At 51.7% G+C, this 23,860-nt stretch carries 22 protein-coding genes and 1 tRNA gene; 9 read left to right on the top strand and 14 right to left on the bottom strand.

Annotated elements, in window-relative coordinates; all coding sequences use genetic code 11:
* Nucleotides 1-4: 4 nt before the first annotated feature.
* From ACKU4E_RS11345 to ACKU4E_RS11335, 3 genes are all read right to left on the bottom strand, one after another.
* On the bottom strand, nt 5-244 hold the full coding sequence (locus ACKU4E_RS11345; RefSeq protein ID WP_320171185.1) for a hypothetical protein: 240 nt from the start codon (nt 242-244) through the stop codon (nt 5-7).
* 46 nt (nt 245-290) lie between these two features.
* Nucleotides 291-1,511, bottom strand: coding sequence for a hypothetical protein (locus ACKU4E_RS11340; RefSeq protein WP_320171184.1), 1,221 nt, complete (start codon nt 1,509-1,511; stop codon nt 291-293).
* Nucleotides 1,512-1,579: 68 nt separating this feature from the next.
* Nucleotides 1,580-1,655, bottom strand: a tRNA-Thr gene (locus ACKU4E_RS11335).
* Nucleotides 1,656-1,937: 282 nt separating this feature from the next.
* On the opposite strand from ACKU4E_RS11335, the gene ACKU4E_RS11330 reads away from it, so the two are divergent.
* From ACKU4E_RS11330 to ACKU4E_RS11320, 3 genes are all read left to right on the top strand, one after another.
* Entirely contained in the window at nt 1,938-2,915 is a 978-nt protein-coding gene (locus ACKU4E_RS11330; RefSeq protein ID WP_320171183.1) for a lipoate--protein ligase, read from the top strand.
* A gap of 182 nt (nt 2,916-3,097) precedes the next feature.
* On the top strand, nt 3,098-3,424 hold the full coding sequence (locus tag ACKU4E_RS11325; RefSeq protein WP_320171182.1) for a carboxymuconolactone decarboxylase family protein: 327 nt from the start codon (nt 3,098-3,100) through the stop codon (nt 3,422-3,424).
* Between the two features lie 102 nt (nt 3,425-3,526).
* The gene (locus ACKU4E_RS11320) at nt 3,527-3,913 is read left to right on the top strand and encodes a PaaI family thioesterase (RefSeq protein ID WP_320171181.1); all 387 of its coding nucleotides are present in this window, start codon (nt 3,527-3,529) and stop codon (nt 3,911-3,913) included.
* 389 nt (nt 3,914-4,302) lie between these two features.
* On the opposite strand, the gene ACKU4E_RS11315 is transcribed toward ACKU4E_RS11320, so the two are convergent.
* The 6 genes from ACKU4E_RS11315 to ACKU4E_RS11290 are packed head-to-tail and all read right to left on the bottom strand — an operon-like array spanning nt 4,303 to nt 9,458.
* Complete coding sequence (locus tag ACKU4E_RS11315; protein WP_320171180.1) at nt 4,303-4,611, bottom strand: DUF6506 family protein; 309 nt, start codon at nt 4,609-4,611, stop codon at nt 4,303-4,305.
* Nucleotides 4,612-4,637: 26 nt separating this feature from the next.
* Entirely contained in the window at nt 4,638-5,618 is a 981-nt protein-coding gene (locus tag ACKU4E_RS11310) for an NAD(+)/NADH kinase (protein ID WP_320171179.1), read from the bottom strand.
* Between the two features lie 57 nt (nt 5,619-5,675).
* Nucleotides 5,676-6,647: an alpha-ketoacid dehydrogenase subunit beta gene (locus ACKU4E_RS11305; protein ID WP_320171178.1), complete on the bottom strand. Its 972-nt coding sequence runs from the start codon at nt 6,645-6,647 to the stop codon at nt 5,676-5,678.
* A 46-nt stretch (nt 6,648-6,693) separates the two neighbouring features.
* Nucleotides 6,694-7,653, bottom strand: coding sequence for a thiamine pyrophosphate-dependent dehydrogenase E1 component subunit alpha (locus ACKU4E_RS11300; protein ID WP_320171177.1), 960 nt, complete (start codon nt 7,651-7,653; stop codon nt 6,694-6,696).
* Between the two features lie 58 nt (nt 7,654-7,711).
* On the bottom strand, nt 7,712-8,101 hold the full coding sequence (locus tag ACKU4E_RS11295) for a Lin0512 family protein (RefSeq protein ID WP_320171176.1): 390 nt from the start codon (nt 8,099-8,101) through the stop codon (nt 7,712-7,714).
* 7 nt (nt 8,102-8,108) lie between these two features.
* Nucleotides 8,109-9,458, bottom strand: a complete 1,350-nt coding sequence (locus ACKU4E_RS11290; RefSeq protein WP_320171175.1) for a dihydrolipoamide acetyltransferase family protein — start codon at nt 9,456-9,458, stop codon at nt 8,109-8,111.
* A gap of 320 nt (nt 9,459-9,778) precedes the next feature.
* Here ACKU4E_RS11290 and ACKU4E_RS11285 point away from each other — a divergent pair, with 320 nt between their 5' ends.
* A complete protein-coding gene (locus ACKU4E_RS11285) occupies nt 9,779-11,851 on the top strand; it encodes a sigma 54-interacting transcriptional regulator (protein WP_320171174.1) in 2,073 nt (690 codons plus the stop codon).
* A gap of 158 nt (nt 11,852-12,009) precedes the next feature.
* On the opposite strand, the gene ACKU4E_RS11280 is transcribed toward ACKU4E_RS11285, so the two are convergent.
* Entirely contained in the window at nt 12,010-13,599 is a 1,590-nt protein-coding gene (locus ACKU4E_RS11280; protein WP_320171173.1) for a HEAT repeat domain-containing protein, read from the bottom strand.
* Nucleotides 13,600-13,634: 35 nt separating this feature from the next.
* Nucleotides 13,635-14,096: a chemotaxis protein CheX gene (locus ACKU4E_RS11275; protein WP_320171172.1), complete on the bottom strand. Its 462-nt coding sequence runs from the start codon at nt 14,094-14,096 to the stop codon at nt 13,635-13,637.
* A 332-nt stretch (nt 14,097-14,428) separates the two neighbouring features.
* On the opposite strand from ACKU4E_RS11275, the gene ACKU4E_RS11270 reads away from it, so the two are divergent.
* Together ACKU4E_RS11270 and ACKU4E_RS11265 are read left to right on the top strand one after the other, a co-directional pair.
* A complete protein-coding gene (locus ACKU4E_RS11270; RefSeq protein WP_320171171.1) occupies nt 14,429-15,670 on the top strand; it encodes a nucleoside transporter C-terminal domain-containing protein in 1,242 nt (413 codons plus the stop codon).
* 23 nt (nt 15,671-15,693) lie between these two features.
* Complete coding sequence (locus ACKU4E_RS11265) at nt 15,694-17,439, top strand: chloride channel protein (protein ID WP_320171170.1); 1,746 nt, start codon at nt 15,694-15,696, stop codon at nt 17,437-17,439.
* Here ACKU4E_RS11265 and ACKU4E_RS11260 read toward each other — a convergent pair.
* Together ACKU4E_RS11260 and ACKU4E_RS11255 are read right to left on the bottom strand one after the other, a co-directional pair.
* Nucleotides 17,436-18,116: a transporter substrate-binding domain-containing protein gene (locus tag ACKU4E_RS11260; RefSeq protein ID WP_320171169.1), complete on the bottom strand. Its 681-nt coding sequence runs from the start codon at nt 18,114-18,116 to the stop codon at nt 17,436-17,438. The two genes, ACKU4E_RS11265 and ACKU4E_RS11260, sit on opposite strands and share 4 nt — an antisense overlap.
* 76 nt (nt 18,117-18,192) lie before the next feature.
* Nucleotides 18,193-18,381: a hypothetical protein gene (locus ACKU4E_RS11255; RefSeq protein ID WP_320171168.1), complete on the bottom strand. Its 189-nt coding sequence runs from the start codon at nt 18,379-18,381 to the stop codon at nt 18,193-18,195.
* Between the two features lie 353 nt (nt 18,382-18,734).
* Between ACKU4E_RS11255 and ACKU4E_RS11250 the strand changes: the two genes are divergently transcribed.
* Nucleotides 18,735-19,799: an HD domain-containing phosphohydrolase gene (locus ACKU4E_RS11250; protein ID WP_320171167.1), complete on the top strand. Its 1,065-nt coding sequence runs from the start codon at nt 18,735-18,737 to the stop codon at nt 19,797-19,799.
* 44 nt (nt 19,800-19,843) lie between these two features.
* Here the strand turns inward: ACKU4E_RS11250 and ACKU4E_RS11245 are convergent, their stop codons facing one another.
* A complete protein-coding gene (locus tag ACKU4E_RS11245; RefSeq protein ID WP_320171166.1) occupies nt 19,844-20,809 on the bottom strand; it encodes an AEC family transporter in 966 nt (321 codons plus the stop codon).
* Nucleotides 20,810-21,098: 289 nt separating this feature from the next.
* On the opposite strand from ACKU4E_RS11245, the gene ACKU4E_RS11240 reads away from it, so the two are divergent.
* Together ACKU4E_RS11240 and ACKU4E_RS11235 are read left to right on the top strand one after the other, a co-directional pair.
* Nucleotides 21,099-22,514, top strand: a complete 1,416-nt coding sequence (locus ACKU4E_RS11240; protein ID WP_320171165.1) for an ATP-binding protein — start codon at nt 21,099-21,101, stop codon at nt 22,512-22,514.
* On the top strand, nt 22,511-23,857 hold the full coding sequence (locus ACKU4E_RS11235; protein ID WP_320171164.1) for a sigma-54 dependent transcriptional regulator: 1,347 nt from the start codon (nt 22,511-22,513) through the stop codon (nt 23,855-23,857). Before ACKU4E_RS11240 ends, ACKU4E_RS11235 begins: the two co-directional genes overlap by 4 nt.
* Nucleotides 23,858-23,860: the final 3 nt, after the last annotated feature.

The raw sequence follows: 23,860 nt of genomic DNA, 5'->3' as shown, positions 1-23,860 counted from the left end.
CCCTCTACTGACTACGTGCTTCGAGCCACTGCACAAGACTTTCACGGGTATAGACAACACGGCCACCTATCTTAATAGATTGCGGTCCGAGTCCGGCGGAATCGAGATTCGCCATATGCCCAGTGCTGATCAGTGAACCTAAATATTTGGGAAGATCCTTGCGGGGAACAAGAGGAGGAAGTGTTTCAAGAAGGCTCTCGAAAACTGTCTGCTGGGAATATTTTTTTAACTTTTGTCGTGCCATTGGGCTACCTCCAAATTTATTTGTTAATCTGAAGGTAGCTGAAGAATTAGGGAATAATAGGAATATTCCTGATCTTTTTTTCTTCGCAAAACTCCTTTATTTTTGGCAGGATAGCTTTGATTATGGGACCATTATTCTTTTTGAAAGAATTTTTTTGTATTGAACTTTCTTTTGGCACAATATCCGACAATCCTTTATGACTTAGAACCTCACCAGTTATAAATATTGTGACTTTATTCCCGCCGGGAATACGGGTTAGATAAGGACTATCTCTTCTAAAATGATCACCCATCAACTCCCACAATTCATCATATTTGCCCAAAGAGGTCTGAGTCGATTCAAGCAAATCGTGAATGGCAATAGCTAAATAGATATTTATCAAATTGAAATCAGCACGCTCCCTTTGCAATTCATCTATAAAATCGAGAAGTTCATCCTGCAAAGAAATCTCACTCTCTTCAGTCTTCTGTTCAAAGAGATCATTGGCAAGTGCACTACTAATAGTACTGGCCTGCCTTTGCGCTTCTCTTCTGCGATTTAAAAAATGTACAATATCTTCTAATGAACTGGGGCCAGTGTAAGCACAAGAATTCAAAGACTTCCTAAAAGTCAGCAGGTTATTGACAAATTCCTTTTTAACCACTCGGTCCTTTCTGTACTGATTCAAGAAAAGCTGTGAACATATAAGGACCTCAAGGACAGGCCGAAAGAGTAACACCCTCCTTTTCTCATAAAAACTACGGCCCCTCAAAAATGAATCAGAAACAAAAATTTCCTTTGGGAAGTTACCGCGTGCTAGTCTGTCTTTTGCGAATCCGTTAATAGCCGGATCATAATAATTACGTTCTTCAATAGTTACAAAACTAGGATAGATGCTCACCATTTTATTTTCAGAAAGTATCAGGTGGAAAATAAACCCATCTGTGAGAAGCGTCTTCTTGGCTAAAGTATTGATTCTTGCCACAGCTCTTAGAACGTATCTTTTTTGGGCTTGAGCATATGCTTTTTCAAGAGAACTAAATTCTATTAAAATATTGCATACAATTTTAGAAGTCTTTTCAAATTCAACCTTGCCTTCAGGTTCACTATTCAGAACAAGACGAATAAAGCTTGGCAGACCTACAATGATAGATGCAAAGTCAAAAATTTTGTCACGATAACTTTTCAACATAGAAAATAAAGGGCTAAAAATTAATATGTAATAATCTGAGATACTCTTAAAACCCAAACTCCAAAAGGTAAATATAGCCCACAAAAGTGGTACCAAATTGGTACTCAGGTCACTAAACACAAAAAAAGGTCTTACATCTATACGATGTAAGACCTTGATTTAACTGGAGCCAACGATCGGAATTGAACCGACGGCCTGCTGGTTACGAATCAGCTGCTCTACCGACTGAGCTACGTTGGCATTTGATTGATCAGGCTTTTATATCAATGGCTGAGGTCCGGTCAAGCCCAAATTATAAGCTACCCGAAATTGCCGATTACTGCCAGTGTTGCGTGCTTTTGATCCGAGTTCAATTGGTGTTGTAACTCGTCTCGGTCATATCCTTTCATATCTTCGCGATTCATGTTTTCCGTTGTAGTCCTTGAGGGTGTGGGCGCCGGATGGTGCGGTAGCCTTGTTCGGGTCTTTGTGTTTAACAAGGTCCGTCTTTTGCAGTGATTCGACTTTAAAAAAGGAGTTTGCATGCGGTATATATATAACCAGTCCACGGACCCGGCTTTCAATCTGGCCGCGGAAGAGTGGCTGCTTGGCAACGACAGTAATGAGATTTTCATGCTCTGGCGGAACGAACCTGCTGTTATTGTCGGCAGGAATCAGAACACCCTTGCCGAGATTGACGAATCCTTCACCCGTAAGCGCGGAATACCGGTAATCCGCAGGTTAAGCGGGGGAGGGGCTGTTTTTCACGATCTGGGCAACATCAATTTTACATTTATTCAGAATGCCACTCCGTCCGGCGGTCTTGATTTCCAGAAATTCACCGCCCCCATACAGGCTGCTCTGGGGCATATGGGCGTGGAGTGTGCCTTCAGCGGGCGGAATGATCTGCTGATAGAAGGGAAGAAGTTCTCCGGAAACGCACAGCACTTCCACGGAGGAAGAGTCCTTCACCACGGAACACTGCTTTTTTCATCTAAAATGGCCGACCTCTCCGGCGCCCTGCGTGTTGATCCGGAAAAATATCGCGACAAGGCCGTCCGAAGCGTTCGCTCGCGGGTAACGAATATTTCCAGCCACCTGCCCGTGCCGATGGAAGTTCCGGAATTCATAGAAAGGCTGATGGATTATGTCTCCGGCAGCGCGGCAGGGGAGGACATGTCCCTGAGCCGTGAGGAGGCGGATAGCATAGGAAGCCTGGCTAATGAGCGTTACCGCACCTGGGAATGGAATTTCGGTTCCTCACCGGCTTATAATTTCGAAAAACGCACCCGTACTCCCGGTGGCCTGCTGGACGTGTGCATGTTCGTAAAAAAAGGTCATATCCAGACAGTTCGGCTCTTCGGCGATTATTTCGGGGTTCGGGATATCAACCAGCTTGAAGGATTGATCGTCGGCAGCAAGCATCGTCGCAGTGCTCTGGAGGAGTGTCTGGCCGATGTTGTTTTGGAGGAATACATAAAGGATGTGAACCTGCCGGTCTTTCTGGATTGCCTGTTCTGATTGTATGAAGTGCTGCTGTTCGATTTTCGATCAATGTTCATGTCCTGAACATCGGCAGGCTGCGGCAGGACGGTCAATATGCAATGTTTTATCGCCTGGATAGGGGGCTGGCGGAGCGGGGCGGATGAGGCATGCTCTTTGCTTTATCACTGCATCAAACAATCTAACCAAGGAGAAGAGTTATGGATGCAGCGGAAAAAGCGGCAGATACCCTTGCCAAAATGACACAAAGGGCCGGGAAGGTCTTCCCCAACTATCTTGCCTTCACCAAGGAAATAAGTGAATACGGACCGATCGATCATAAAACGCAGGAACTGATTCACGTTGCCTGCTCCATGATGTCCCAATGCGAAATGTGCATTTCCCTCCATATTCAGGGAGCGGCAAGCCATGGCGCAAGCAAGGAAGAGATCATGCAGGCCGCCATGCTGGCCATATCCATGGGCGGATCGCCTAAGGTTATGTACATGCACTACGTCTTCGATGAACTGGACGACCTGTTCGATTAATTCTGACATCCACGCCCCTTCCGGGCCGGAAGAAGTTCCTTCCGGCCCCGATGTTCTGCCGCCGGGATATCCGAAACAAACAACAGCCTTAAAGAGTATTGTATGGAAATCAAAACACATGAGAGCATAGACAGGTCGCTTTGCGGCGAACCGGTCATGGTCGCTGATGGAGGCTCCGAGGTTCGGATGGAATGTCTGCAATGCATGGCAGCCGATGCAAGCGGACTGGTTCACGGCGGATTCATTTTCGGCATGGCCGATTACGCGGCAATGCTGTCGGTCAACCATCCGAACGTGGTTCTTGGTGCGGCTGAAGTGCGGTTTATGAAGCCTTCACGCGTCGGGGATGTTCTTGTCGCCAAGGCAAAGGACACAACCCCGGGCGAACGGAAGCATTTGGTAATGGTCGAGGTTTTCTGTGCAGAAGAAATCGTTTTCAGCGGTTCCTTCACCTGTTTTGTCACCAAAGAACACGTTCTTGCCGGATAACAGTCGAGAAGTATCCGAACGGATGCTTCTGACGATCCCAAAAGGGACCAGAAGGGGGAACCGATTCAATCGGGACCCCCTTTTGGAATTTTAAAATTCTTTTTCAAATCAGGTTATTGCAGTCGTTCCGCGAATCTTGTGCTTTGAATTGTTGTTCTTGTAGCAACATAATTTAACTACTAAGGATTCCAAAGGCCCATCAGCTCTTAGGCGAGAAGCTTTGCTTCAAGTCTTAGAGCTGTGGAGAGCAGAGATAGATTATCTCCTTTGGCCGCCGGCGGCGAAATCAAATGATCAAAAGCGCGAAGCGCATCAGAACTTGAAAAAAATGGCCCCCGGCAGGATCGCCGGAGGCCGTTGACGGGACTTGGCATAAACAGGTTGGCTGCTTATCCGAAGAGGGTGTCTCCGCTAACGTTGTTCAGGCCGGGGTGCACGTCAAAGCGTACCACGCCTACCGGAACGTCTACGGCAGCGGCAACCATGGCGGTGCCTGCCGCTCCGAATCCGCCGCAAAGCTCAATGGCGGCAATTCCTTCATTTTCAACCAGATCCTTGGCCAGTTCTGCGGCCTGGGCATAGTTGCTCACGGCCACGGCCAGCAGTTCCACACCTTCGGTGAGAACCCAGTTACGGTGCTGTTTGGGGTCTCCGCCGGGGGCGACGAATATAAATGCGGCTTTAAGAGGACTGCTCATGTCGATCTCCTTTCAGGTGTTGTCTGTTAACGGAACAAAGCATGCTCCATGGCCAGGGACATTGTTTTCTGCACGTCTATGACCAGCGGCCCGTTGGTGTTCAGGCGTATTCCGGCATGTGAACCGTTGCGGATTTCCACTTCGCGCTCACCGTCCAGTGCGATAAGTCCCGGGCATGATGTAATTGGGAATATAACATCGGGGGGCATCTCCGCAACATCCATTACAGGAATTTCGGCAAACATCCCCGGAGCAATGGAGGCTGTCACTCTGTGCGAAGCCGGTTCTCCGATGGTCATGACCATGCCGCAGGGGTCCTCCGGGCTTATCTCCCGAATCTGGCCGCCGATGGCCGATAGACCTATTGAGGAAGCGCAGCATCTGGTGAGGAAGAGTTGCGGAACCTTTTCCATGTGCCAGACCGCTTTTGAGGCTATGAATACATCCGTGTAGACTGCGGCGTCCACCAGGGCGATATCAACCGGGGTGTCGTCCATCAGAATGTCGAACATGCAGCTGCGGTAACAGCAGCTTTCCCTTGGCAGCCTGCCGCAGGCAACAAGACCTGCCGCGAGTCCCGCCACCGTTGCCTCGCCCATGAAGGGGAATACGTTGTTCGTCCCGGTGGAGAGCGGCAGCAGGGGAATGGCTACACTCCCCTTGCATGCCACTCTGCTTGTGCCGTCGCCGCCGAGGACGATGAGGCATTGCGCTCCGAGGGTTTCCATGATGCCTGCCGCAACAGTGGTGTCGTTCTGGTTGTTGAGCACGGGCATCTCCACCGCATCCACGGGAATGGATGGCGAAATGGAATTGAGCGCACGGGGGATGATGCTGTAGGAGTCCGGCATGTAAAGTATGCGTGTTACACCGGCGCGTTCCAGACCTAGAATCAGTCTTCGGACAATGCGTACCTTTTCCTGATTGTCGAAAACGCTGCCGTGAGCCACAAGACGGCGGATATCCTTACCGGAAGCGGGATTGGCTATGATTGCTGCAACACTCAATTGTTCGCCCTTCTGAAAAAGTAAGGGGAAACGACCGGAGTCGTTTCCCGTATATGTTTAACGGATGCTCTTGACGGCCTCGATGATGTCGGCCGCTCCGGGAATGTAGTGCTGTTCCAGAGGAGGAGAGAAGGGAACAGGGCAGAAGGGAGCGCCGACTCTTTTTACGGGGGCGTCCAGATATTCGATTGCTTCTTCGGCAACCATTGCGGCAATTTCGGCACCGGGTCCGGCGAATTGAACTGCCTCGTGGGCTACGACCAGTGCATGCGTCTTTTTGACGGACTCAAGAATGGTATCCTTGTCCAGCGGCAGCAGGCAGCGCGGGTCGACCACTTCAACGTCGATTCCGTCCGCTTTCAGCTTTTCGGCTGCTTCCAGGGCGGAGTAGACCATCTTGGAGGTTGCCACGATGGTCACATCTTTGCCCTCGCGTTTGATGTCTGCTTTACCTATCTCGATGGCGTAGCTTTCGTCCGGCACTTCTCCGCTCACTCCGTAGAGCAGTTTGTGTTCCAGAAAGACCACCGGGTTGTCGTCGCGTATGGCGCTGATGAGTAGCCCTTTGGCGTCATACGGGCTGGAGGGGATGACCACCTTGAGTCCGGGGATGTTCATGAACCATGATTCCAGGCACTGCGAGTGCTGAGCGGCAGCGCCGATCCCTGCACCCTGGGGCATGCGCAGGGTCATGGGGACGGTGGTTTTGCCGCCGAACATGAAGCGCATCTTGGCAGCCTGATTGAAAAGCTGGTCCATGGATACGCCGATGAAATCAACGAACATCAGTTCCGCAACAGGACGCAGACCGCAGGCTGCAGCACCGGCGGCAGCGCCGACAATGGCACTTTCGGTGATGGGGGTATCAATTACCCGGTCTTCGCCGAAAGTGTCGAAAAGACCCTGGGTTACGCCGAAGCAGCCGCCGAACTGGCCCACGTCTTCGCCGATGATGAAGACGTTTTTATCACGCTCCATTTCCTGCTTCATCGCTTCGTTGAGTGCCTGAAGATATGTTTTTTCGGACATTGTTTTCTCCGTTGGATTTAAATTCGTGAAAGGTAACGCAGCCTGTTTACGCGTATACGTCGTCCATCAGTGCACTGGAGGGCGGCATGGGGCTGTTCTTGGCGAAATCGACGGCTTCGGCAATCTCATCGGCGATACGGGCCTTGATAGCTTCCGCTTCATCCTTGGTGACAGTCTTGCCTTCGATGAGTTTTTCCTCAAAACGGGGAATCGGGTCTTTGGCCATCCATTCTTCAAGTTCCTGAGTGCAGCGGTAGGTGCAGGCGTCACCTTCGAAATGTCCGCGCCAGCGGTAGGTCTTGCATTCAACCAATGAGGGGCCTTCACCTTTGCGTGCGCGCTTAACTGCTTCGGATACAGCTTCGTACACGGCAAGGACATCGTTACCGTCCACAACCACGCCGGGCATGTCGTAGGCGGCGGCGCGGTCGGCGATGTCGACCACAGCCATGGATTTGCACTGCGGGCATGAAATGCCGTAGCCGTTGTTTTCATTGATGAAGATCAGGGGCAGTTTCCAGGCGCTGGCCATGTTGAGGGATTCCTGAGTGGTTCCCTGGTTGGATGCACCGTCTCCGAAAAAGCACATGGCCACATCTTCGCTTTTCCTGTATTTGGCAGCCAGGGCAGCTCCTGCCGCCAGCGGACCGCCGCCGCCGACAATGCCGTTTGCTCCGAGAATTCCGAGGTCCAGGTCGGCTATATGCATGGAGCCTCCCTTGCCCTTGCAGTAACCGGTCTGCCTGCCGAAAATTTCCGCCATCATCAGCTTCAGGTCTCCGCCTTTGGCCAGCAGATGTCCGTGCCCGCGGTGGGTACTGGTTATCATGTCGGCATCGGTGAGGGCCGAGCATGCTCCGGTGGCCACGGCTTCTTCGCCGAGGTAAAGGTGTACGAAGCCGGGAATCTCGCTTGCTGCGAAAAGCTCCTGCAGCTTCAGCTCGAACATCCGGATCCTGTTCATGGTTTCATACATCTTGATCAATGTCTTCTTGCTGAGAGCCATTGTTTAAAACTCCTCTGGGTTGATAGGCCCGGCCATGGTATCGCCGGACCCGTTACTCCTATGCTCCTGTTTCAGCGCCTTCAGGGTCCGTCTCGACGTAGACGGTCAGGGCGGCACAAGCCACGACTATATTGCTGACCCCGGGGGCGAAACACGGGACCTCGATTCCGGGGACGCTCATGCCTCCCTTGACGAGTTCCAGCGATGGTTCGCCTATGGGGATGCAGGCCAGGACCGCTTCCCGGTCAACTCCATCCGGATCGGGAACGGCAAGAACCGCATGGACGTACACGCCCTGAAAACGGTCCCGCCCGCATATCTCCACAATCCCGCACAGGCATATCCGTGAAACAGCGTCGCGGACTGCGCGAACAGCGGCCTTGGTCATGTCTTCCCCGTGAAGGTCGGCTGCGTAGCCGAGTTCCACTGCAAATCTTTTTCTGGACATGGTCTGCCTACATGATCATCAGGCCGGGATTTTCCAGCATGTCTCCAAGCTCGCGCAGGAAGGTCATGGCCGGAGCTCCGTCCGTGGTCATATGGTTGAATGTCAGTGAAAGGGTCATCATGCTGCGTATTTTTATTTCACCGTCTTTGACAGCAGGCTTTTCGATAATGCGTCCTATGCCGAGGATGCCTGTTTCCGGCGGATTGAGAATGGGTGTGAAGCCGTCCACTCCGAGCATGCTCACATTACTGATGGTGAATGTTCCGCCGGATATTTCGTCCATGTTCAGGCCGCCCTTGCGGGCACGTCCGGCAACATCGCGGACTTCGGTCCTCAGTTCTTCAAGGGTCATGGTGTCGGCCTTCTTGACGTTGGGAACTATGAGGCCGTTGGGCAGGGAGACGGCGATGCCGAGGTTGACGTGCGGGTGAAGGTGAATCCCGTCTTCCTGCAGGGTGGAGTTCATGATCGGATGCCGTTTGAGAGCGCGGCATACGGCGTAGGAAATGATGTCGTTGTATGACATCCTGTATTCGGGATTGCGTTTGTTGCGGGCCAGCAGGTCTGCGCGCAGGCGGACCATTTCGGTAACGTCAAGTTCCACAAAAACCGAAAGCTGGGCGGCAGAGTTCAGGCTTGCGTGCATATTGTCCGCAATCAGCTTGCGAACACCGTCCATGGGAAGGATGGTGTCCTGTGCTTCCGCCGGTGCCGCCTGAGCCGGCTGTTCGGCAGCGGGATTCATGGCTTTGAGGATATCCGCCTTGGTGATGCGCCCGTCTTCTCCGGAACCGGTTACAAGTGACAGGTCAATGCCTTTCTTGCGGGCAAATTCGATTGCCTTGGGGCTGGCGTTGATGCCGTCAAAAGCCGCATCCGCAGCAGACTGGACATCTTTCATGGTTATGGCCCCTCTGGGCCCGGTTCCGGCAACCGTGCAGAGGTCCACTCCGAGTTCTTCAGCCAGTTTGCGCGCTGCGGGCATGGCCCTTGCGAACTCTCCTTCACCGGCAGGTGCGGATGCGGGAGTTTCCTTTTTTTCCGGTGCGGCTGCGGCGGGAGCCTCACTGGGGGCTTCCGCGCTTGCTGCACCCCCGGCTGATTTTTCAGGTGTTTCGCCTGGAGCGGCGATGATTGCCAGCACGGCCTTGACTTCGGCCGTTTCTCCTTCCGGTACGATGATCTGAAACAGGACGCCGCTGGCAGGGGCTTCCACCGAGTTGGTTATTTTATCGGTCTCCACCTCAAAGAGAGGTTCTCCGGCCTCCACCGAATCTCCTTCGCCTTTGAGCCAGCGAACGACTTTCCCTTCTGTCATGGTCAGGCCCCACTTGGGCATGATCACTTGTTGAGCCATGATCGATCCTCCTGATTTATTAACGTGGTTGGAATCCCGGATTGCAACGGAGGTGCCAAGGCGTAAAATCAAATTATTACAGTATGATGATCAGGGTTATAGCTTTGTGCGGCACCCGGCTGTGTTCAGGAGTGGAACAATACGGCGGAAAAGGTTCGGTGGAAGGGTTATTTTTGATCTATTCATATGATATAAAAGGATTAAATATGGATGTTCGGATGGGCTTGTGTTCGAAATGTGAACACTTGACAGTCTGGATATGCATGAGTCAGATAGCCCAAGCTGGGGTACTTATTTTCACCTTGTCACGGAGAACGCATATGTATTTACTTCTTAGGGACGGTGACAGCTTTGAAATACGCACATCAGGAAACTCCGCTCATATTCCCATGGAATTCCCGTTGTCCGGTTCCTGCGGGCAGAAAGGGTCACGGGTTGACTATTCCAAATGGAAAAATTTCGTGGATGGGCGTCCGGTGGTTTTTGACGGACTCGACGAGGGGATAGTCGATTCCTGGAACAGATGCCGGAAGATGGAGATTGATCCGGCGCCGAGAAGCTGTTGGGATTTTATGCCCATGGACCAGCTGGAAGCGTTTTCCTCCACTCTGCAGAAGATCTGCGGAGATGTGGAGCGCACTGCTTATGAATCAATTCGCGGCAGGGGACTGCTGCTTACCTTTACCAATGCCAATGCCCGTGTCGTAAGAACCTGCGGCGATCTGGAAGTGCTCAGGCAGGCGGACAAGCTCAATTTCGGGCCCGGCGCCAACTGGGCCGAGGAATGTGTAGGTACGAACGCCATCGGGACCTCTCTGGTTACGGGACGTCCGATGCAGGTCTTTGCCGAGGAGCATTTCTGCAGAAGCCATCACAGCTGGTCATGCACAGCCGCGCCGATAATGGACCCGCACGGGCATATCTGGGGCTGTTTCGACATTTCAGGACCCGCTTCGTCCGATCACAGCAAAAGCCTTGAACTTGTGCTTCAGGCCACAAGATCGCTTGAGCAGCGTCTGGGCAGGCTGTACTGCTCGGAACTTGAAGGGCAGCTGGGTTCCATCTTTTCCTCCATGTTCAATTCCGTAATGACCGGAATACTTTCGCTGGACAGGACAGGACATATAGTAAGCGCCAACGGAGCAGCGGAAACACTGCTGGGAAGTCCGTGGGAAACCCTGCGCGGTCGCAAGGCCGACGAGTTTTTCGACTATGGTGATTTTCTTGTCCGGGCCAGGGAATCGAAGAATGGCGGCCCCATCGTGATGCGCTGCCTGAGCAATCCCGAACTTTTTGTCCGGGCTCTGGTGGTCGGAAATGCCGGAGGAACCTGCCTGAACACAATGGTTACCATCTGTGAGCCCCAATCCGTCCATCAGGTCGCCGCGGCCTGCGGTCATGCTGCGGATAGCCACGTTGATGACAGCGAAGACATACCGGCCGGATTTGAGCATGTGCTTCATTCCAGCCGGGCCATGCGCACAGCAATACTCAAGGCCGCAAGGGTGGCCAGAACTCCGTCTACAGTTTTGCTGCAGGGAGAGTCAGGAACCGGCAAGGAGTTGTTCGCCCGTGGAATACACCGGGCCGGTCCGAGAGCCGACAAGCCTTTTGTTGCCGTAAACTGCGGCGCGTTTTCCGGCGAACTGGTTCAAAGCGAATTGTTCGGATATCGTGGCGGTTCATTCACCGGCGCTTCAAAGCAGGGACGGGAGGGCAAGTTCCGTAAGGCCGACAAAGGGGTTCTTTTTCTGGACGAGGTTTCCGAAATGCCTCTGCAGCAGCAGGTCAACCTGCTCCGGGCTCTGGAAGAACGGTCCGTTGTCCCTGTGGGTGGAACCACCCCGGTGCCGGTGGATGTGAAGATTATTGCCGCCACCAACAAGGACCTCCGGGAGCTTGTGCGGCAGGGCCGTTTCAGGGAAGATCTTTTTTATCGCCTAAACGTTGTGGGCATAGGGCTTCCTCCACTCAGAGAAAGAGGGACGGACATTGTCCTGCTGGCTGAATATCATCTGGAAAGGCTTTGTGCCGAGTTCGGAATCCGCTGCGAAGGGCTGAACAGCCGGGCTGCGGAACGGATGCTGGCCTACGACTGGCCCGGTAATGTACGCGAACTGGTCAACTGCATCGAGTATGCCGTGAATACCATGTCCGGTCCGGTGCTTATGGAAGAACATCTGCCGCACTACCTGCTGGAGAAAGCCGTTGTGCCGTCTTCCGGAAGCCCTAAGGCTGTCGGCAGCGGGTTTCAGCTCAAGGACAGGGAGGCTGATGCTATCCGGGAAGCACTGGATTTCCATGGCGGGAATATCAGCAAGGCCGCCAAGGCGCTGGGGATCGGCCGTAACACCCTGTACGCCAAGATGGAGCGTCACAGCATACAGGCGTGATACCTGCCGGGGGTATGTCCGTGTCATGGATTTTCCGGATTGCACGGAACTTGTCTGCACTGCCTGCTTTGAAGGATTTTTATAAACAAATACGCCCCCGAAAGATCTTTCGGGGGCGTATTTATATTTTTCGTATTGAATGAAAAGCGGCTCAGAAGCTACTTGACGTATTCGGCGATTTTCCCTTTGAGCTGATCCGCAGTGAAGGGTTTGGTGATGAAATCGTTCACCCCGGTTTTCCTTGCCAGATCCTGCTGGGAGTATTCCGACTCCGTAGTGACCATGATCACCGGGACGGACTGGAATCCGTCCGTCTGGCGCAGTTTGGAAACCAGTTCCATACCGTCCATGACCGGCATGTTCATGTCGGTTATGATCACATCGAAAACAGCACCGTTTTCCACATGAGTGTATGCGTCCTGCCCGTTTTCGGCAACGGTGGGTTCATATCCCGCCCCGGTCAGGATGCTGCGGTAGAGGGCCAGCATGGATTTCGAATCATCCACTGCAAGCGCTCTGCGTCCGGTTCCGGAATCCATTACCGGCAATCTGGCGATATCTGCTTCGGCTTCTTCGCCTCCGATTTCGCGCAGTTTGTCCCGGAAAGCATCGTGGACCACATGGTCTTTGGAGGCCGCAACCGCGTTCATCAGAAAGCGGCCGATTTTGCCTTCTCCGTAAAGACCTGCAAAAATATTAACTGCCCTGGCAGTGACAATGGCCCGCAGTATTTTGCCGCCCTTGCTTCCGCCGCTGTTGATCATTTCGATCAGCTTTTTAAGCACCCCGGCATTTACTAGCGAGTCCAGACCGGTCATGACCGCCACGGTAATAAGCTCATCACCGTCTTCAAGGCCGTCGATAAGGCTTATCACCCCTTTCATTGTCCCGATGCGACCCATTGCTTCGTATATTGCGTACCTTACGCTTGAATCATCGGAGTAGCCTTTTTCCACCGCGTCCATCAGAACGTCCAGCCCGTCCTTGTCGCCGATGAATCCGAGTACGTTGGCGGCAAGGATCATGTCGTCCTTTTCTGCCTCCGGAGTGATTATTTTCTTGAGGAAAGGAACGGCAACGGGACCCAACGAAGTCAGGGAGTCCGTTACAACCCTGCGCACAGTGGGGTTGCGGTGGTGCAGGTTGTCCACCACGAATTGCAGCGCGTCTTCAGAGCCTATTGCGCTCAGAGCTTCAACCGCCTTCCAGGTGGTCAGATCACAAACTTCGTAGTGGCCGTCCGCGTTGTTGCGGATGACAAATTCTTTGAGGGCGTCTATGGAATCCTCGTCCTTCAGTTCGCCGATCATTTCAATGCACATTACTACAACAAGGTCATCCTTGTTATTCAGGTTGGCACGGTAAAGCGCCAGCGCTTCGCTTCCTCCTATTTTGGAGAGAGAGGTGAGGACTTCGAAAAGAAGGTCTGTTTCGGATGTTTCATCCGCCATCTTCAGCAGGGCTGGTACGGCGCTTTTGAACCTGAATTCACCGCATATTCTGATGCAGAGAATTTTCAGCTTTTCGTCCTCGGATTCCAGAAGCTTGACTGAACTGGCTTCATCTGCGGACAGAACTCCGTTCAGAGCGGTCACCACCATGTAATCTACCGATGTATCATCCAGCGGAGTCCTGAACAGCTCAAGCAGTTCTTCCAGCTCTGCTGCATCCTTGCCCATGGCAATTTCATTAAGGATGCTGATTTTGTCCAAAAAAGATTTTTCTCTGAAACCTGTTAACATAGACATATCAATAACTCACCTTTTTATGCTGAAGCTGATTCTTATTTCTGAAAGCAGAATTCAATTGTAAATTCCCCGGCGTCCGTACTGAACGGAATGGCCATTATCGGAGAGGTGGCAATGTGGGTAATGGAGTGGTTGTCTCCCATGATTACAGAAGGAGTTGAACCGGAAAAAACCATGCCCTGTTCCGCCAGCCCGGCCCTGGCCTGACCGGAAACCATGTTTACAATTTCGCCTACGGCATCCTGCACATCCTGGACTATATCCTGGATGTCATCGCCGAGCATGTTCTTGACGATGGCAACAGCACAGCTTTTGCTGAAAGTAATGGAGATCGTACCGTTCATGTCCCCGGTGATGCCCACAAGACCTGTAACATCACCCATGGCGGTATTGGTTTTTTTTACATACGGTTTACCGGGGTTCGGTGTAATCATGGCCATCATTGATAATACGTCTACAGCGGCCTTGATAAAAGGCTTGGCTAATTCCACATTCATAACAGGTCCCTTTCCAGACGTTCTTCCCCAAGTCGGGGCTTCAGCTCTACTTTATCCGCGACATAAGCCAAAAAAAATTTTTATGATATTAACGATAAAAACAGAAAGGTTCAAGAAGGATGCTTATAATCTGCGTCTTTTTTGTTGCAGGCTGTTATTGATGTACGGATACGGTCCTGAAGATATGACCGGGAAATACCTTTTTCAACAGTATGGGCTCCGGGATCTGTCGGTGAACGCCAAGGTTGCGTGCCGTATGGCTATGGTGTAACTCTGCTGATATAAATACAAATATACCTGCCGTCGGCAGACTGCCTGTGAAAGGGAAAAATATGGTTCAAAGCATTGCAGGATTGATCGGACTGATTGGTGTCGCCTGGCTGTTCAGTGAAGACAGACGAAATGTCAGTATAAGAAATATGGTTGCCGGTATAGCTCTTCAACTGGTGGTAGCCGGATTGATGCTTAAGATTCCTGCTTTCAGCAAAGTCATGCTCTACCTCAACCATGTGGTGGACGCTTTGCAGGAAGCTACAACCGCCGGTTCGAGTTTCATTTTCGGATACATAGGAGGCGGACCGCTGCCTTTTGTGGAGACTTCCCCCGGTGCAAGCTGGACGCTGGCCTTCAGGGCTCTGCCTCTGATTCTGGTGGTCAGCGCTCTTTCGGCCCTGCTTTTTCACTGGAGAGTCATCCCGGTGGTCGTGCGAGGGTTTTCATTCGTCCTGCAGAAAACAATGGGAATAGGCGGGGCCTTGGGGCTTGGGGTGGCATCGAATATTTTTGTCGGTATGGTAGAGGCCCCGATTATTATTTCACCCTATGTTAAAGGTATGACCCGCAGTGAACTGATGACCCTGATGATAAGCGGCATGGCCACGATTTCCGGGACCGTGCTTGTTCTTTACGCCAGCATTCTGAACCCTGTTATTCCGGGGGCCATAGGCCATATACTGACCGCTTCGATCATCAGTGCTCCGGCTTCCATATTGATCTCAAAGCTTATTGTCCCGGAAAAATCAAAAATTTCCAGCGACAGCATTGTTGAGATAGGCCGGCAGTCTGAAAGTTCCATGGACGCAGTCGTGAGAGGAACGTCTGACGGTGTGACCCTGCTTATAAATGTGATTGCTCTGCTGCTGGTGCTGGTGGCGCTGGTTTCGCTGGGCAATCAGGTTCTGTCCTTTCTGCCGGATGTCTACGGGGCTCCTCTGACTCTGCAGCGGATTCTGGGTTTCATCATGTGGCCCATCGTCTGGCTCATGGGTATTCCGGCAGGAGAGGCCTTTACAGCATCCTCGCTTATGGGCACCAAGACGATCCTGAACGAATTTCTGGCTTATCTGCAACTGGCGGCTCTTCCTGCCGGTGCGCTTTCGCCTCGTTCTACCATGATAATGACGTATGCAATGTGCGGGTTCGCCAACCTCGGAAGTCTGGGTATTCTTATCGGTGGTCTCATTTCTATTGCTCCGTCACGTAAGGCGGAGATTGTCGAGCTCGGCGTGAAGTCGGTTGTGGGAGGAACCCTGGCCACCTGCATGACCGGAGCTATTGTGGGAATGCTTTATTAACCTCAACCTGCGAGGCACGTGAATTGTTCCACCATACAGATTACAGTCCGGCACAGCTGAGGGCTTTTCTTCATTTCCGCAGTCCTTCCAAAAATGCCCTGCTTATTTTTGCGGCTATTCTTGTGGGGGCCTGTTCGGCGTTGGCCGCAGTCGCCCTGAACAGAGCCCTGGATTATCTTGCCACCATGCGCGTAACTCATTCCGGACACTGGTGGGTCTTTATGCTGCCTGCTGCCGGAGCTGCGGCCGCAGTTTTTTTGAGCAGGAATATTCTCAAGGAATCCGGCGGGCACGGGGTGGGGGAGGTCATCGCAAAGGTCGGGCTCAAGCAGGGGTTTCTGCGTCCCGTTTCCATTATAAGCGCTCTGGTGACCAGCCTGCTGACGATTGCCAGCGGCGGATCTGCCGGACCTGAAGCTCCGGTCGTACTCAGCGGCTCGTCAATGGGCTCCAACCTTTCCCGGCTGCTCCGGATGGGCGGTCAGTCGCGCATGACCCTGATCGGCTGCGGTGCCGCGGGATCAATTTCAGCAATCTTCAATGCGCCGGTTACCGGGATGATTTTCGCGGTTGAAATAATCCTCGGAGAGTGGACTCCGTACCATCTTATCCCCATAGCCATCTCCTCGGTGGTGGCAACCCAGACATCTCGGTTGCTGCAAGGCAATGTGATTCCTTTCAGTCAGGATTTTCCACCCATGAGCTTTATTGATCTGGGCGTTTCCGTTCTGCTGGCCATGCTGGCTTCATTGGTTTCGGTCGGTTTTGTCCGGGCCATAAGGCAGGTAGGGTCAATCTGGGCCGGGATGTCCGGTGTGCAGTGGATCAGGGCCGGAATCGGCGGGTTGTGCGTGGGGTTGATCGGGTTGGTATTCCCCTATTCGCTGGGTGAAGGATACAACTCCATCAAAATGGCGATACACGGAACCCTTCCAACCGGTTTTCTTGTAGTAAGTCTGATGCTTTTAACCCGGATAGCCACAACATCACTTACCCTTGGCAGTGGAGGGCTCGGCGGAATATTCGCCCCCTGTCTGGTAATAGGTTCCCTTTTCGGCGCTCTTTTTTACCGGGGCGCGGCCATGGTTCTGCCTGTACATTGGCTTACCGGAGAGGGGTCTTACGCACTTATGGGCATGGCCGGAGTTCTCAGCGGAGTGATGCAGGCCCCCTTGACCAGCGTTTTTCTTGTTCTGGAGATTACCAACGGCTACCATGCGGTAATGCATATAATGACGGTCACATTTCTTTCGTCCATGTTGACCCATGCCTTTGAGCCGTCCTCTTTCTACTTTAAGGACCTGGTTGAGAAAGGTCAGCTGCTGCGGCCGAAGACCGATGCAAAGATTCTGGCCGATATCGACCCCACAACTCTTGTGCATAGGGAATTGACTTCGGTAAGCCCCCAGATGCCGGTGAGCGATTTTATCGGGGTGCTTACCAGTACGCCGCAGACCCACATACCTATTGTTGACGGCGATGACGGCAAGTTCATTGGCATGGTGGATGTTGTCGCTGCCAGATCTTCCATACTTGATCCGGGACAACGCAGCAGCAACATTGGGGAAGTGGCTGTGGACCGGAATGCTCCGGTCATAGACGAGGACATGGGGGCGGAAGAAATTCTGGAGATAATGAACCGCAGCGGAAAGCGGACTCTTCCTTTTATCAAGGGGGGAGAATTTCAGGGTTTCATAACAAAGGAAGACATCCTATCCGCCTATCGTGGAGAAATGAAATCCTACGGGGCAAGTGACAATCTTTTTTAATGCAGCGACACACCCTGCTGGTTCGCCAGTTCATTAAGAACACCGAATTCTTTCATTGAGCCTAGAATCTGATCAAGCTCATCCGTGCGGGACATCAAGGGCGATTTTCTGGACACGCCTATATATACGGGCATCAGTCTGGGGACATAGCTGAACAGACACTTGCGGATCGTGTTCTGCGCTCCCAATTCCCTTATGTAGTATTCTCCGGAAACACCGGAGCACACAGCAAGGTCTACTTCCCCTTCTGCAAGGGCCTTGAACGCGGCTAATTGAGAGGGATAGGCTCTTTTAACCATCCGGTCATCCATGTCGAATACGGGAAAATATCTTACACCTTTACTTATGGCGATTTTGTAACCGGCCATATCGATGTATTTGTTTATCCGTATACCGGAACTTTTTCTGGCGTAAAACCGGACATCTGACTGAGTCCTGTAAGGTGGTGAAAGATAGCGGATGTACTCATTGCGGTCTCGCCTGAAAAGCAGGCTGGCGGCAATGTCTATTTCTCCGGATTTCAGGCCGTTCAGCAGGTCACTGAATTTCATGGGAAGAAATTCCGCCTTGAACCCGATACGTTTGAGCAGACGATCCACCAGTTCCGGATCAAATCCTCCTGCTTTGCCTTCGGTCACAGTTGCCCACGGCGGGAAGTGTGCAACGCCGACCTTCACAGGCGCTTCCGAGCTTGCCGGAGCAGTGTATAGGATCAGGATAAATATGCTGGCCAGTATTGTTCGGAGTGCAAGCTTAAGATTTTTTATTATCAATGCTTTTACCCTTTTCCCCATTACCGTTGTTTGCAGGTACGTATTTTTTCTTAACTACGGAATCGGCCACATTGCCCATGGTTTTCTGCAATTGTTCCTTAAGCTCCGGGTTTTCATCCATGATCCTGCGGGCGGCGCCCATGAAATTTCCGGGGATTTTATCCTTCATCAGCAGTCTCCATCCGACTTGCATGATTAATTTTAAAGGCCGTTGCCCAGCGGTCCGGGCAAGTTTTGTTCAGACTGTTGTACAGGGTTACTTAAGTTTGGGCATTCCGGCCCGGAGCTGAACAGTATGAAAATCGTAAGTATGGAAATTAGCCTATTTATTAAATCACTTCAAGGATTGTTAGATAAAGAATAAAAATGAAGATGTCTGTATGCGAGGTAGGGCGGAAAATATGAAATGATGAATGCCTGAAGTTGCTAATGTAATTTACATTTTATTGTATCTGGCATACGGTAAAAATTCTTAAAATAAAACATCTTTATTTATCTTAAGTTTTTACCAAGGATGCCGGGATGGGAAACAATGCAGCTCCTCAGGACATTGGCTCGGAAGAATTTTTGCAGATCAGCACCAACATCGTAAGTACATTCGGAAGCAGGCTGCCTGTGCCTCTTTGTATTTATGATGAGGAGGTTGAAAGAGTGGTTTCGCTCTTTGCAAAGGATACAAGGCTGTCCGATAAAAAGCAGGAACAGTTGCGCCGTTATGTAAATGAAGGCAATCTTTTCATATTAAAAGATGATTATGAGAAGCTTGCCGGACACATCAGCAAGAACCTGGGCGCATTGCTGACAGAGCACTATCTTGATGAAGCGGATGCAGCAAAGATTTTTTACGACGGTGTTCTGGAAAAGGTGCGGGCCTTTTACGGCAATCCTGTCGGCGAAACCCTGGAGGAAGTCCGGGCAGTGCTCGCGATCTACTGTGAGTATGTCTGGATTGACCCGAACAGGTGGACACATTTTTTTAATGCTCTCCGGCGTGATATGGATCTTTGCAATCACATTGTGAATACGCTTTTCGTGGGCACGGCTATTCATCTCAAACAGGCGTATAATCCCGGTGAAAAACAGAATATGAATCCGTTGGCAATGGGGCTGGTGCTCCATGATCTTGGGATGACCCAGATTCCTTCCGCCCTGCTGGGCAAGAAAGGTCCCTTCCTCTATAAAGAAAAGATGCGCATGCAGGAGCACGTCGATATTGCGGAGAAAATGCTCAACAGGCTGGATATTCAGGATGAAATTGTCAAAGCATGTGTGATGGACCACCACGAACGTCTGGACGGCAGCGGATACCCCAAGGGAAGAAGAGGGGATGCGCTGTCCACCGAGGCCAGGGTCTGCGCAATAGCCGATGCCTTTTGCGGGATGATAGAGGAACGCAATCAGCGTGCAGCACTCAACCCGATTTTAGCCGCGATTATCCTGACTGAATGCAAGAAGAAATATGATCCGGGTCTGACATCTTCACTCATCTCTTTCATTATTTCAAACAACCCTGAAATGAAGGCTCTGCTCAAAAACAAGGAAAAAATGCAGCAGCTCCGAGCCATTGCCCTGCAGAAAATGGGGTAAGCAGAATTGAAGTCTTTGAGACCGCTGTAAAAGCGTAAACAGGACTAACCAGCCACCAACTTGAAGCCGAAATGTTCGGTGATCATCAATGTAAAGAGCATGGCCGGTATGTACAGGATCATGGAAACCAGCATAGTTGCCGATGTTTCCGTTTCGCAGGTCCGGTATGTCTCGGCCAGAATGCATGAAAGGGTCGCTGTGGGCATACCGGCAAGTATTATTCCCATCAGAAGCATCTGCCCACGCACCCCGAATGCCAGCAGGCATATTGCGGTCAATATCGGGTGCACAATCAGTTTGAACACATTCACAACACCGATATTCAGCAGTTTCATTTCCATTTTCTGACGAACTATCAGGATTCCGATTGCAAAAAGGGCACAGGGAATGGAAGCCATCCCGAAGCTGTGCAGGCCGTTTGCAAGGAATTCAGGCAGTTGCAGGTGCAGAAAAGAGAAAAGCGCGCCCGCAAAGGATGAACCGATCAGGGGGGTCTTGAGCATTGAAAGGGAAATCTGCCAGACCGTCTGAAGTACGGGTTTGGATTTGTCCGCCCTATGTATTTCGAATGTGACAACCACCGTTATGATGATGACTATCGGCAGGATGATGGCCAGAGTCGTGGCCAGGAGAGCCTGTCTGCTGCTTTGGAACAGATACATCATGATCGGCAGACCCAGGTATGCTGAATTCGGGAAGCAGCCCGAACAGGCCCGGATGCCGTGTTCCGTGAAATGTCCCTTGAACATGATCCCGGATGTAATAAACATCAGCCCGTATGCGATGAACATGGCGACAAGGTAGCCGCCGATGAAGTCTCCCTGGGCAATTTCTTCAAAGGGTGTTTCGGCCAGGGATACGAACAGGAGTGCCGGCAGGGAAAAATAGTAGACGAATCCGTTCAGGACTGTTGCCGAATTTTCGGGAAGTATTTCTCTGCGGTGGCAGAATGCCCCTGCAAGGACCATAAGAAACAGCGGAATCAGCGCGGAAAGAACTATTGTGAGCATGGGTTGAATCTGTGTTGGGGTGGGTGAAAAGCAGGAGAGTATAGAAAAGGCGAACGGTTTGCAAAGAGTATAAAGGGCAGTGCCTGCAATAACTTTTCCGGACCATTTCCACTGCCGTGAGAATGAATGAGATAACCTGTGTTGATAATTGCAGGTGCTGCGTGCATCAAACCCGGATGCCTTCGACTGTCCCGGCGGATTGCCTTTTGCCTGTACTCATCGTAGGCTGGGTAACTCCGTAACAGTAAATATTTTTTGGGATTTCCAACTCTTCCCCGGACATGGTGTTATGCTGAAATTAAATATCCGTCAGAAAATCATATTAGGTATAGTCATTTTTTCCATCTGCTTCGGCTGCATAGGAATGATTTCTTATATGAACACACTGCAGTTGGAGCGGGAAGTTCTGATCATAGAACGGGTGGACGACCTGAGTAACCTTATTCTGGAGGTCCGGCGCATTGAGAAGAACTACTTCCTGTACCGGGACCCCAGCCTGTTTTCGCAGGGGTTCAGTTATCTGGACCGGGCCGAGAAGCTCCTGAACGTACTGATGGGGGAATTCGGCAATTCGGAGGTGAAGAAAAGCGGACAGGGTCTAAAGACCGATATGTCGCGCTACAGGGATCTGCTGCAGCAGTTGGCGCCTGCTGCCGATAACAAGGTCAGAACCGGGCCGGACCGGAGCAGCAAACTGAGGGAGGTCGGGCAGGCCCTTGTGGAGTATTCAAAATCCATTTCCAGGTTCGAGCGCGCGAATATCCTCAGCATAAATCAGGAACTGCGCTCAAACCTGACGCTTTCCATGGTCGGCATCGCTGCGGTTGTTCTGGCTCTGGTCGGATTTGTGTCATCAAATATACTGAAGCCGCTTACTCAGGTGCAGGAAGCGACAAGGAAAATATCACAGGGCACTTTCAAGGCTTTGCCGATCAAGAACTCTCATGATGAGATTCAGCAGGTTTTTGCCGCGCTCAATTCAATGGTTGAGCAGCTTCTGAAAAGGCGCAAACAACTGGTGCAGGCCCAGAAGCTTTCCTCCATAGGGACCCTTGCTTCCGGCATTGCCCACCAGTTGAACAACCCCCTGAACAATATTTCCACTTCCTGCCAGATATTGATGGAAGGTAAAAAGGGGGAGGACGCACTTGCTGATAAAATGATGGACAACATCATGCAGGAGACGCTGCGTTCCCGTGATATCGTTAAGGGACTGCTGGAATTTTCCAGAGAGCGCGAATATTCTCCCGGACCGATAGAAATCGACAAGATAGTCCAGTCGGCCGTCAGTCTGGTTTCCAGTCAGGTGCCGTCCAACATATCCCTTTCCACGAATATACCTGATCACATCGCCGTGCATGTGGACCGCAGGAAAATGCAGGAAGCCTTCATCAACCTGCTCATAAACGCCATTCAGGCCATCGGAGAGAAGTCCGGGGAGATTCGTGTCAGCGCTTCCGTGGATAAGGGAAATATCGTTGTTACCGTAAGCGATACCGGACAGGGGATGTCTCCGGACATACTGGAAAGGATTTTCGATCCGTTTTTTTCCACCAAGGAAGTCGGGCAGGGAACCGGACTTGGATTGTACATAGTGTACGGAATCATTGAAAAGCATCAGGGAAAAATACGCGCGGAAAGCCGTCCCGGTGAGGGTACCACCTTCGTCATTACAATCCCCCTGGATACGGAGCATAATGCATGATCAGCCATGCGAATATACTTATTGTTGATGATGAATCCATCGCCAGAGACAACCTTACCCACGTGCTCACCAATGATGGGTATTCGGCCACAGCTGTCGGTTCCGGTTCCGAGGCCCTGCAGCAGTTCAGCAAGCAGGAATTCGAACTTGTGCTGACCGACCTGATGCTGCCGGGCATGAACGGGATTGAACTTCTTGAGCACATCAAGGAACTCAACCCCTCGACGCAGGTGATAGTCATCACCGGCCATGCAACGGTAGCCACAGCCGTAACCGCCATGCAGAAGGGAGCCCATTCCTACATTGCCAAGCCCCTCAATCTGGATGAACTGAGGGCGCAGGTCCGTAAGGCTCTGGAACGCAGGGCCTTATCCGTAGAGGTTCTGCGTTTGAGGCAGGTTCTTGCTCAGGGCAAGCAGGATTTTCCGCTGGTCGGGCAGAGCGATGAAATAAACAAGCTTAAAAAAACCATCAAGCAGTTGGCGCATATGGACTGCAACGTCCTCATTCAGGGCGAAACCGGAACCGGAAAGGAGCTTATCGCCCGTGGAATCCACATGCTCAGCCCCCGGTCCGATGAAAGATTTATGGCCATCAACTGCGGGACCTTTACCGCTGAATTGATGGACAAGGAACTGTTCGGCCACGAGAGGGAAGCGTTTACCGGAGCCCAGAGAGGGCAGAAAGGTATTCTGGAGGTGGCAAACGGCGGAACGGTCTTCTTTGACGAGATGAGCGAACTCCCCCTGAATATGCAGGTCAAGCTGCTGCGCGTGCTGCAGGAGCGCACTTTTCTGCGGGTGGGCGGAACACAGGAGATCCCGGTCGATATCCGGGTTATCGCCGCCACCAACTGCGATCTGAAGGAAAACGTGGAAAAGGGAACTTTCAGGCAGGATCTTTTCTACCGGCTTAATGTTGTGACCCTGTCTGCTCCGCCTTTGCGTGAGCACCGGGAGGATATCCCCGTGCTCATAGGGCATTTCCTTGAGAAGCATCGAACCGAAACCCAGACCATAGACACTATTTCGCAGGAAACCCTTGATATCCTGATGAACTATTCCTTTCCCGGTAACGTGCGAGAGCTGGAAAACATCTCCCAGCGGGCGCTGGCTCTGACACGGGGAACGGTGTTCACCCCGGATCTTCTGCCCCGGGAGATCCGCAATATTGCCCGCGAAAAACCCCTGCGGACTCTCGAAGAGGTTGAGCGGCACCATATAGAAAAGGTTCTGATGGCAACCAACCGCAACAAGACGCAGGCCGCGAAGATTCTCGGAATAGACCGGGTTTCGTTATGGAGAAAGATGAAACGTCTTGGTCTTGAACGGGAAAGTTCCTGAAAA

This window comes from Maridesulfovibrio sp. (assembly GCF_963677005.1).
Classification (GTDB): domain Bacteria; phylum Desulfobacterota; class Desulfovibrionia; order Desulfovibrionales; family Desulfovibrionaceae; genus Maridesulfovibrio.
The sequence above is the reverse complement of the archived record's forward strand: the minus strand, read 5'-3'. Positions and strand labels throughout refer to the sequence as shown.

Bases quoted from the DNA above. Each gene is read 5' to 3' on its own strand.
- ACKU4E_RS11345 (WP_320171185.1), bottom strand. From the start codon at position 244: ATGGCACGACAAAAGTTAAAAAAATATTCCCAGCAGACAGTTTTCGAG.
- ACKU4E_RS11330 (WP_320171183.1), top strand. From the start codon at position 1,938: ATGCGGTATATATATAACCAGTCCACGGACCCGGCTTTCAATCTGGCC.
- ACKU4E_RS11325 (WP_320171182.1), top strand. From the start codon at position 3,098: ATGGATGCAGCGGAAAAAGCGGCAGATACCCTTGCCAAAATGACACAA.
- ACKU4E_RS11320 (WP_320171181.1), top strand. From the start codon at position 3,527: ATGGAAATCAAAACACATGAGAGCATAGACAGGTCGCTTTGCGGCGAA.
- ACKU4E_RS11315 (WP_320171180.1), bottom strand. From the start codon at position 4,611: ATGAGCAGTCCTCTTAAAGCCGCATTTATATTCGTCGCCCCCGGCGGA.
- ACKU4E_RS11305 (WP_320171178.1), bottom strand. From the start codon at position 6,647: ATGTCCGAAAAAACATATCTTCAGGCACTCAACGAAGCGATGAAGCAG.
- ACKU4E_RS11300 (WP_320171177.1), bottom strand. From the start codon at position 7,653: ATGGCTCTCAGCAAGAAGACATTGATCAAGATGTATGAAACCATGAAC.
- ACKU4E_RS11295 (WP_320171176.1), bottom strand. From the start codon at position 8,101: ATGTCCAGAAAAAGATTTGCAGTGGAACTCGGCTACGCAGCCGACCTT.
- ACKU4E_RS11290 (WP_320171175.1), bottom strand. From the start codon at position 9,458: ATGGCTCAACAAGTGATCATGCCCAAGTGGGGCCTGACCATGACAGAA.
- ACKU4E_RS11285 (WP_320171174.1), top strand. From the start codon at position 9,779: ATGTATTTACTTCTTAGGGACGGTGACAGCTTTGAAATACGCACATCA.
- ACKU4E_RS11280 (WP_320171173.1), bottom strand. From the start codon at position 13,599: ATGTCTATGTTAACAGGTTTCAGAGAAAAATCTTTTTTGGACAAAATC.
- ACKU4E_RS11275 (WP_320171172.1), bottom strand. From the start codon at position 14,096: ATGAATGTGGAATTAGCCAAGCCTTTTATCAAGGCCGCTGTAGACGTA.
- ACKU4E_RS11270 (WP_320171171.1), top strand. From the start codon at position 14,429: ATGGTTCAAAGCATTGCAGGATTGATCGGACTGATTGGTGTCGCCTGG.
- ACKU4E_RS11255 (WP_320171168.1), bottom strand. From the start codon at position 18,381: ATGAAGGATAAAATCCCCGGAAATTTCATGGGCGCCGCCCGCAGGATC.
- ACKU4E_RS11250 (WP_320171167.1), top strand. From the start codon at position 18,735: ATGGGAAACAATGCAGCTCCTCAGGACATTGGCTCGGAAGAATTTTTG.
- ACKU4E_RS11245 (WP_320171166.1), bottom strand. From the start codon at position 20,809: ATGCTCACAATAGTTCTTTCCGCGCTGATTCCGCTGTTTCTTATGGTC.
- ACKU4E_RS11240 (WP_320171165.1), top strand. From the start codon at position 21,099: ATGCTGAAATTAAATATCCGTCAGAAAATCATATTAGGTATAGTCATT.
- ACKU4E_RS11235 (WP_320171164.1), top strand. From the start codon at position 22,511: ATGATCAGCCATGCGAATATACTTATTGTTGATGATGAATCCATCGCC.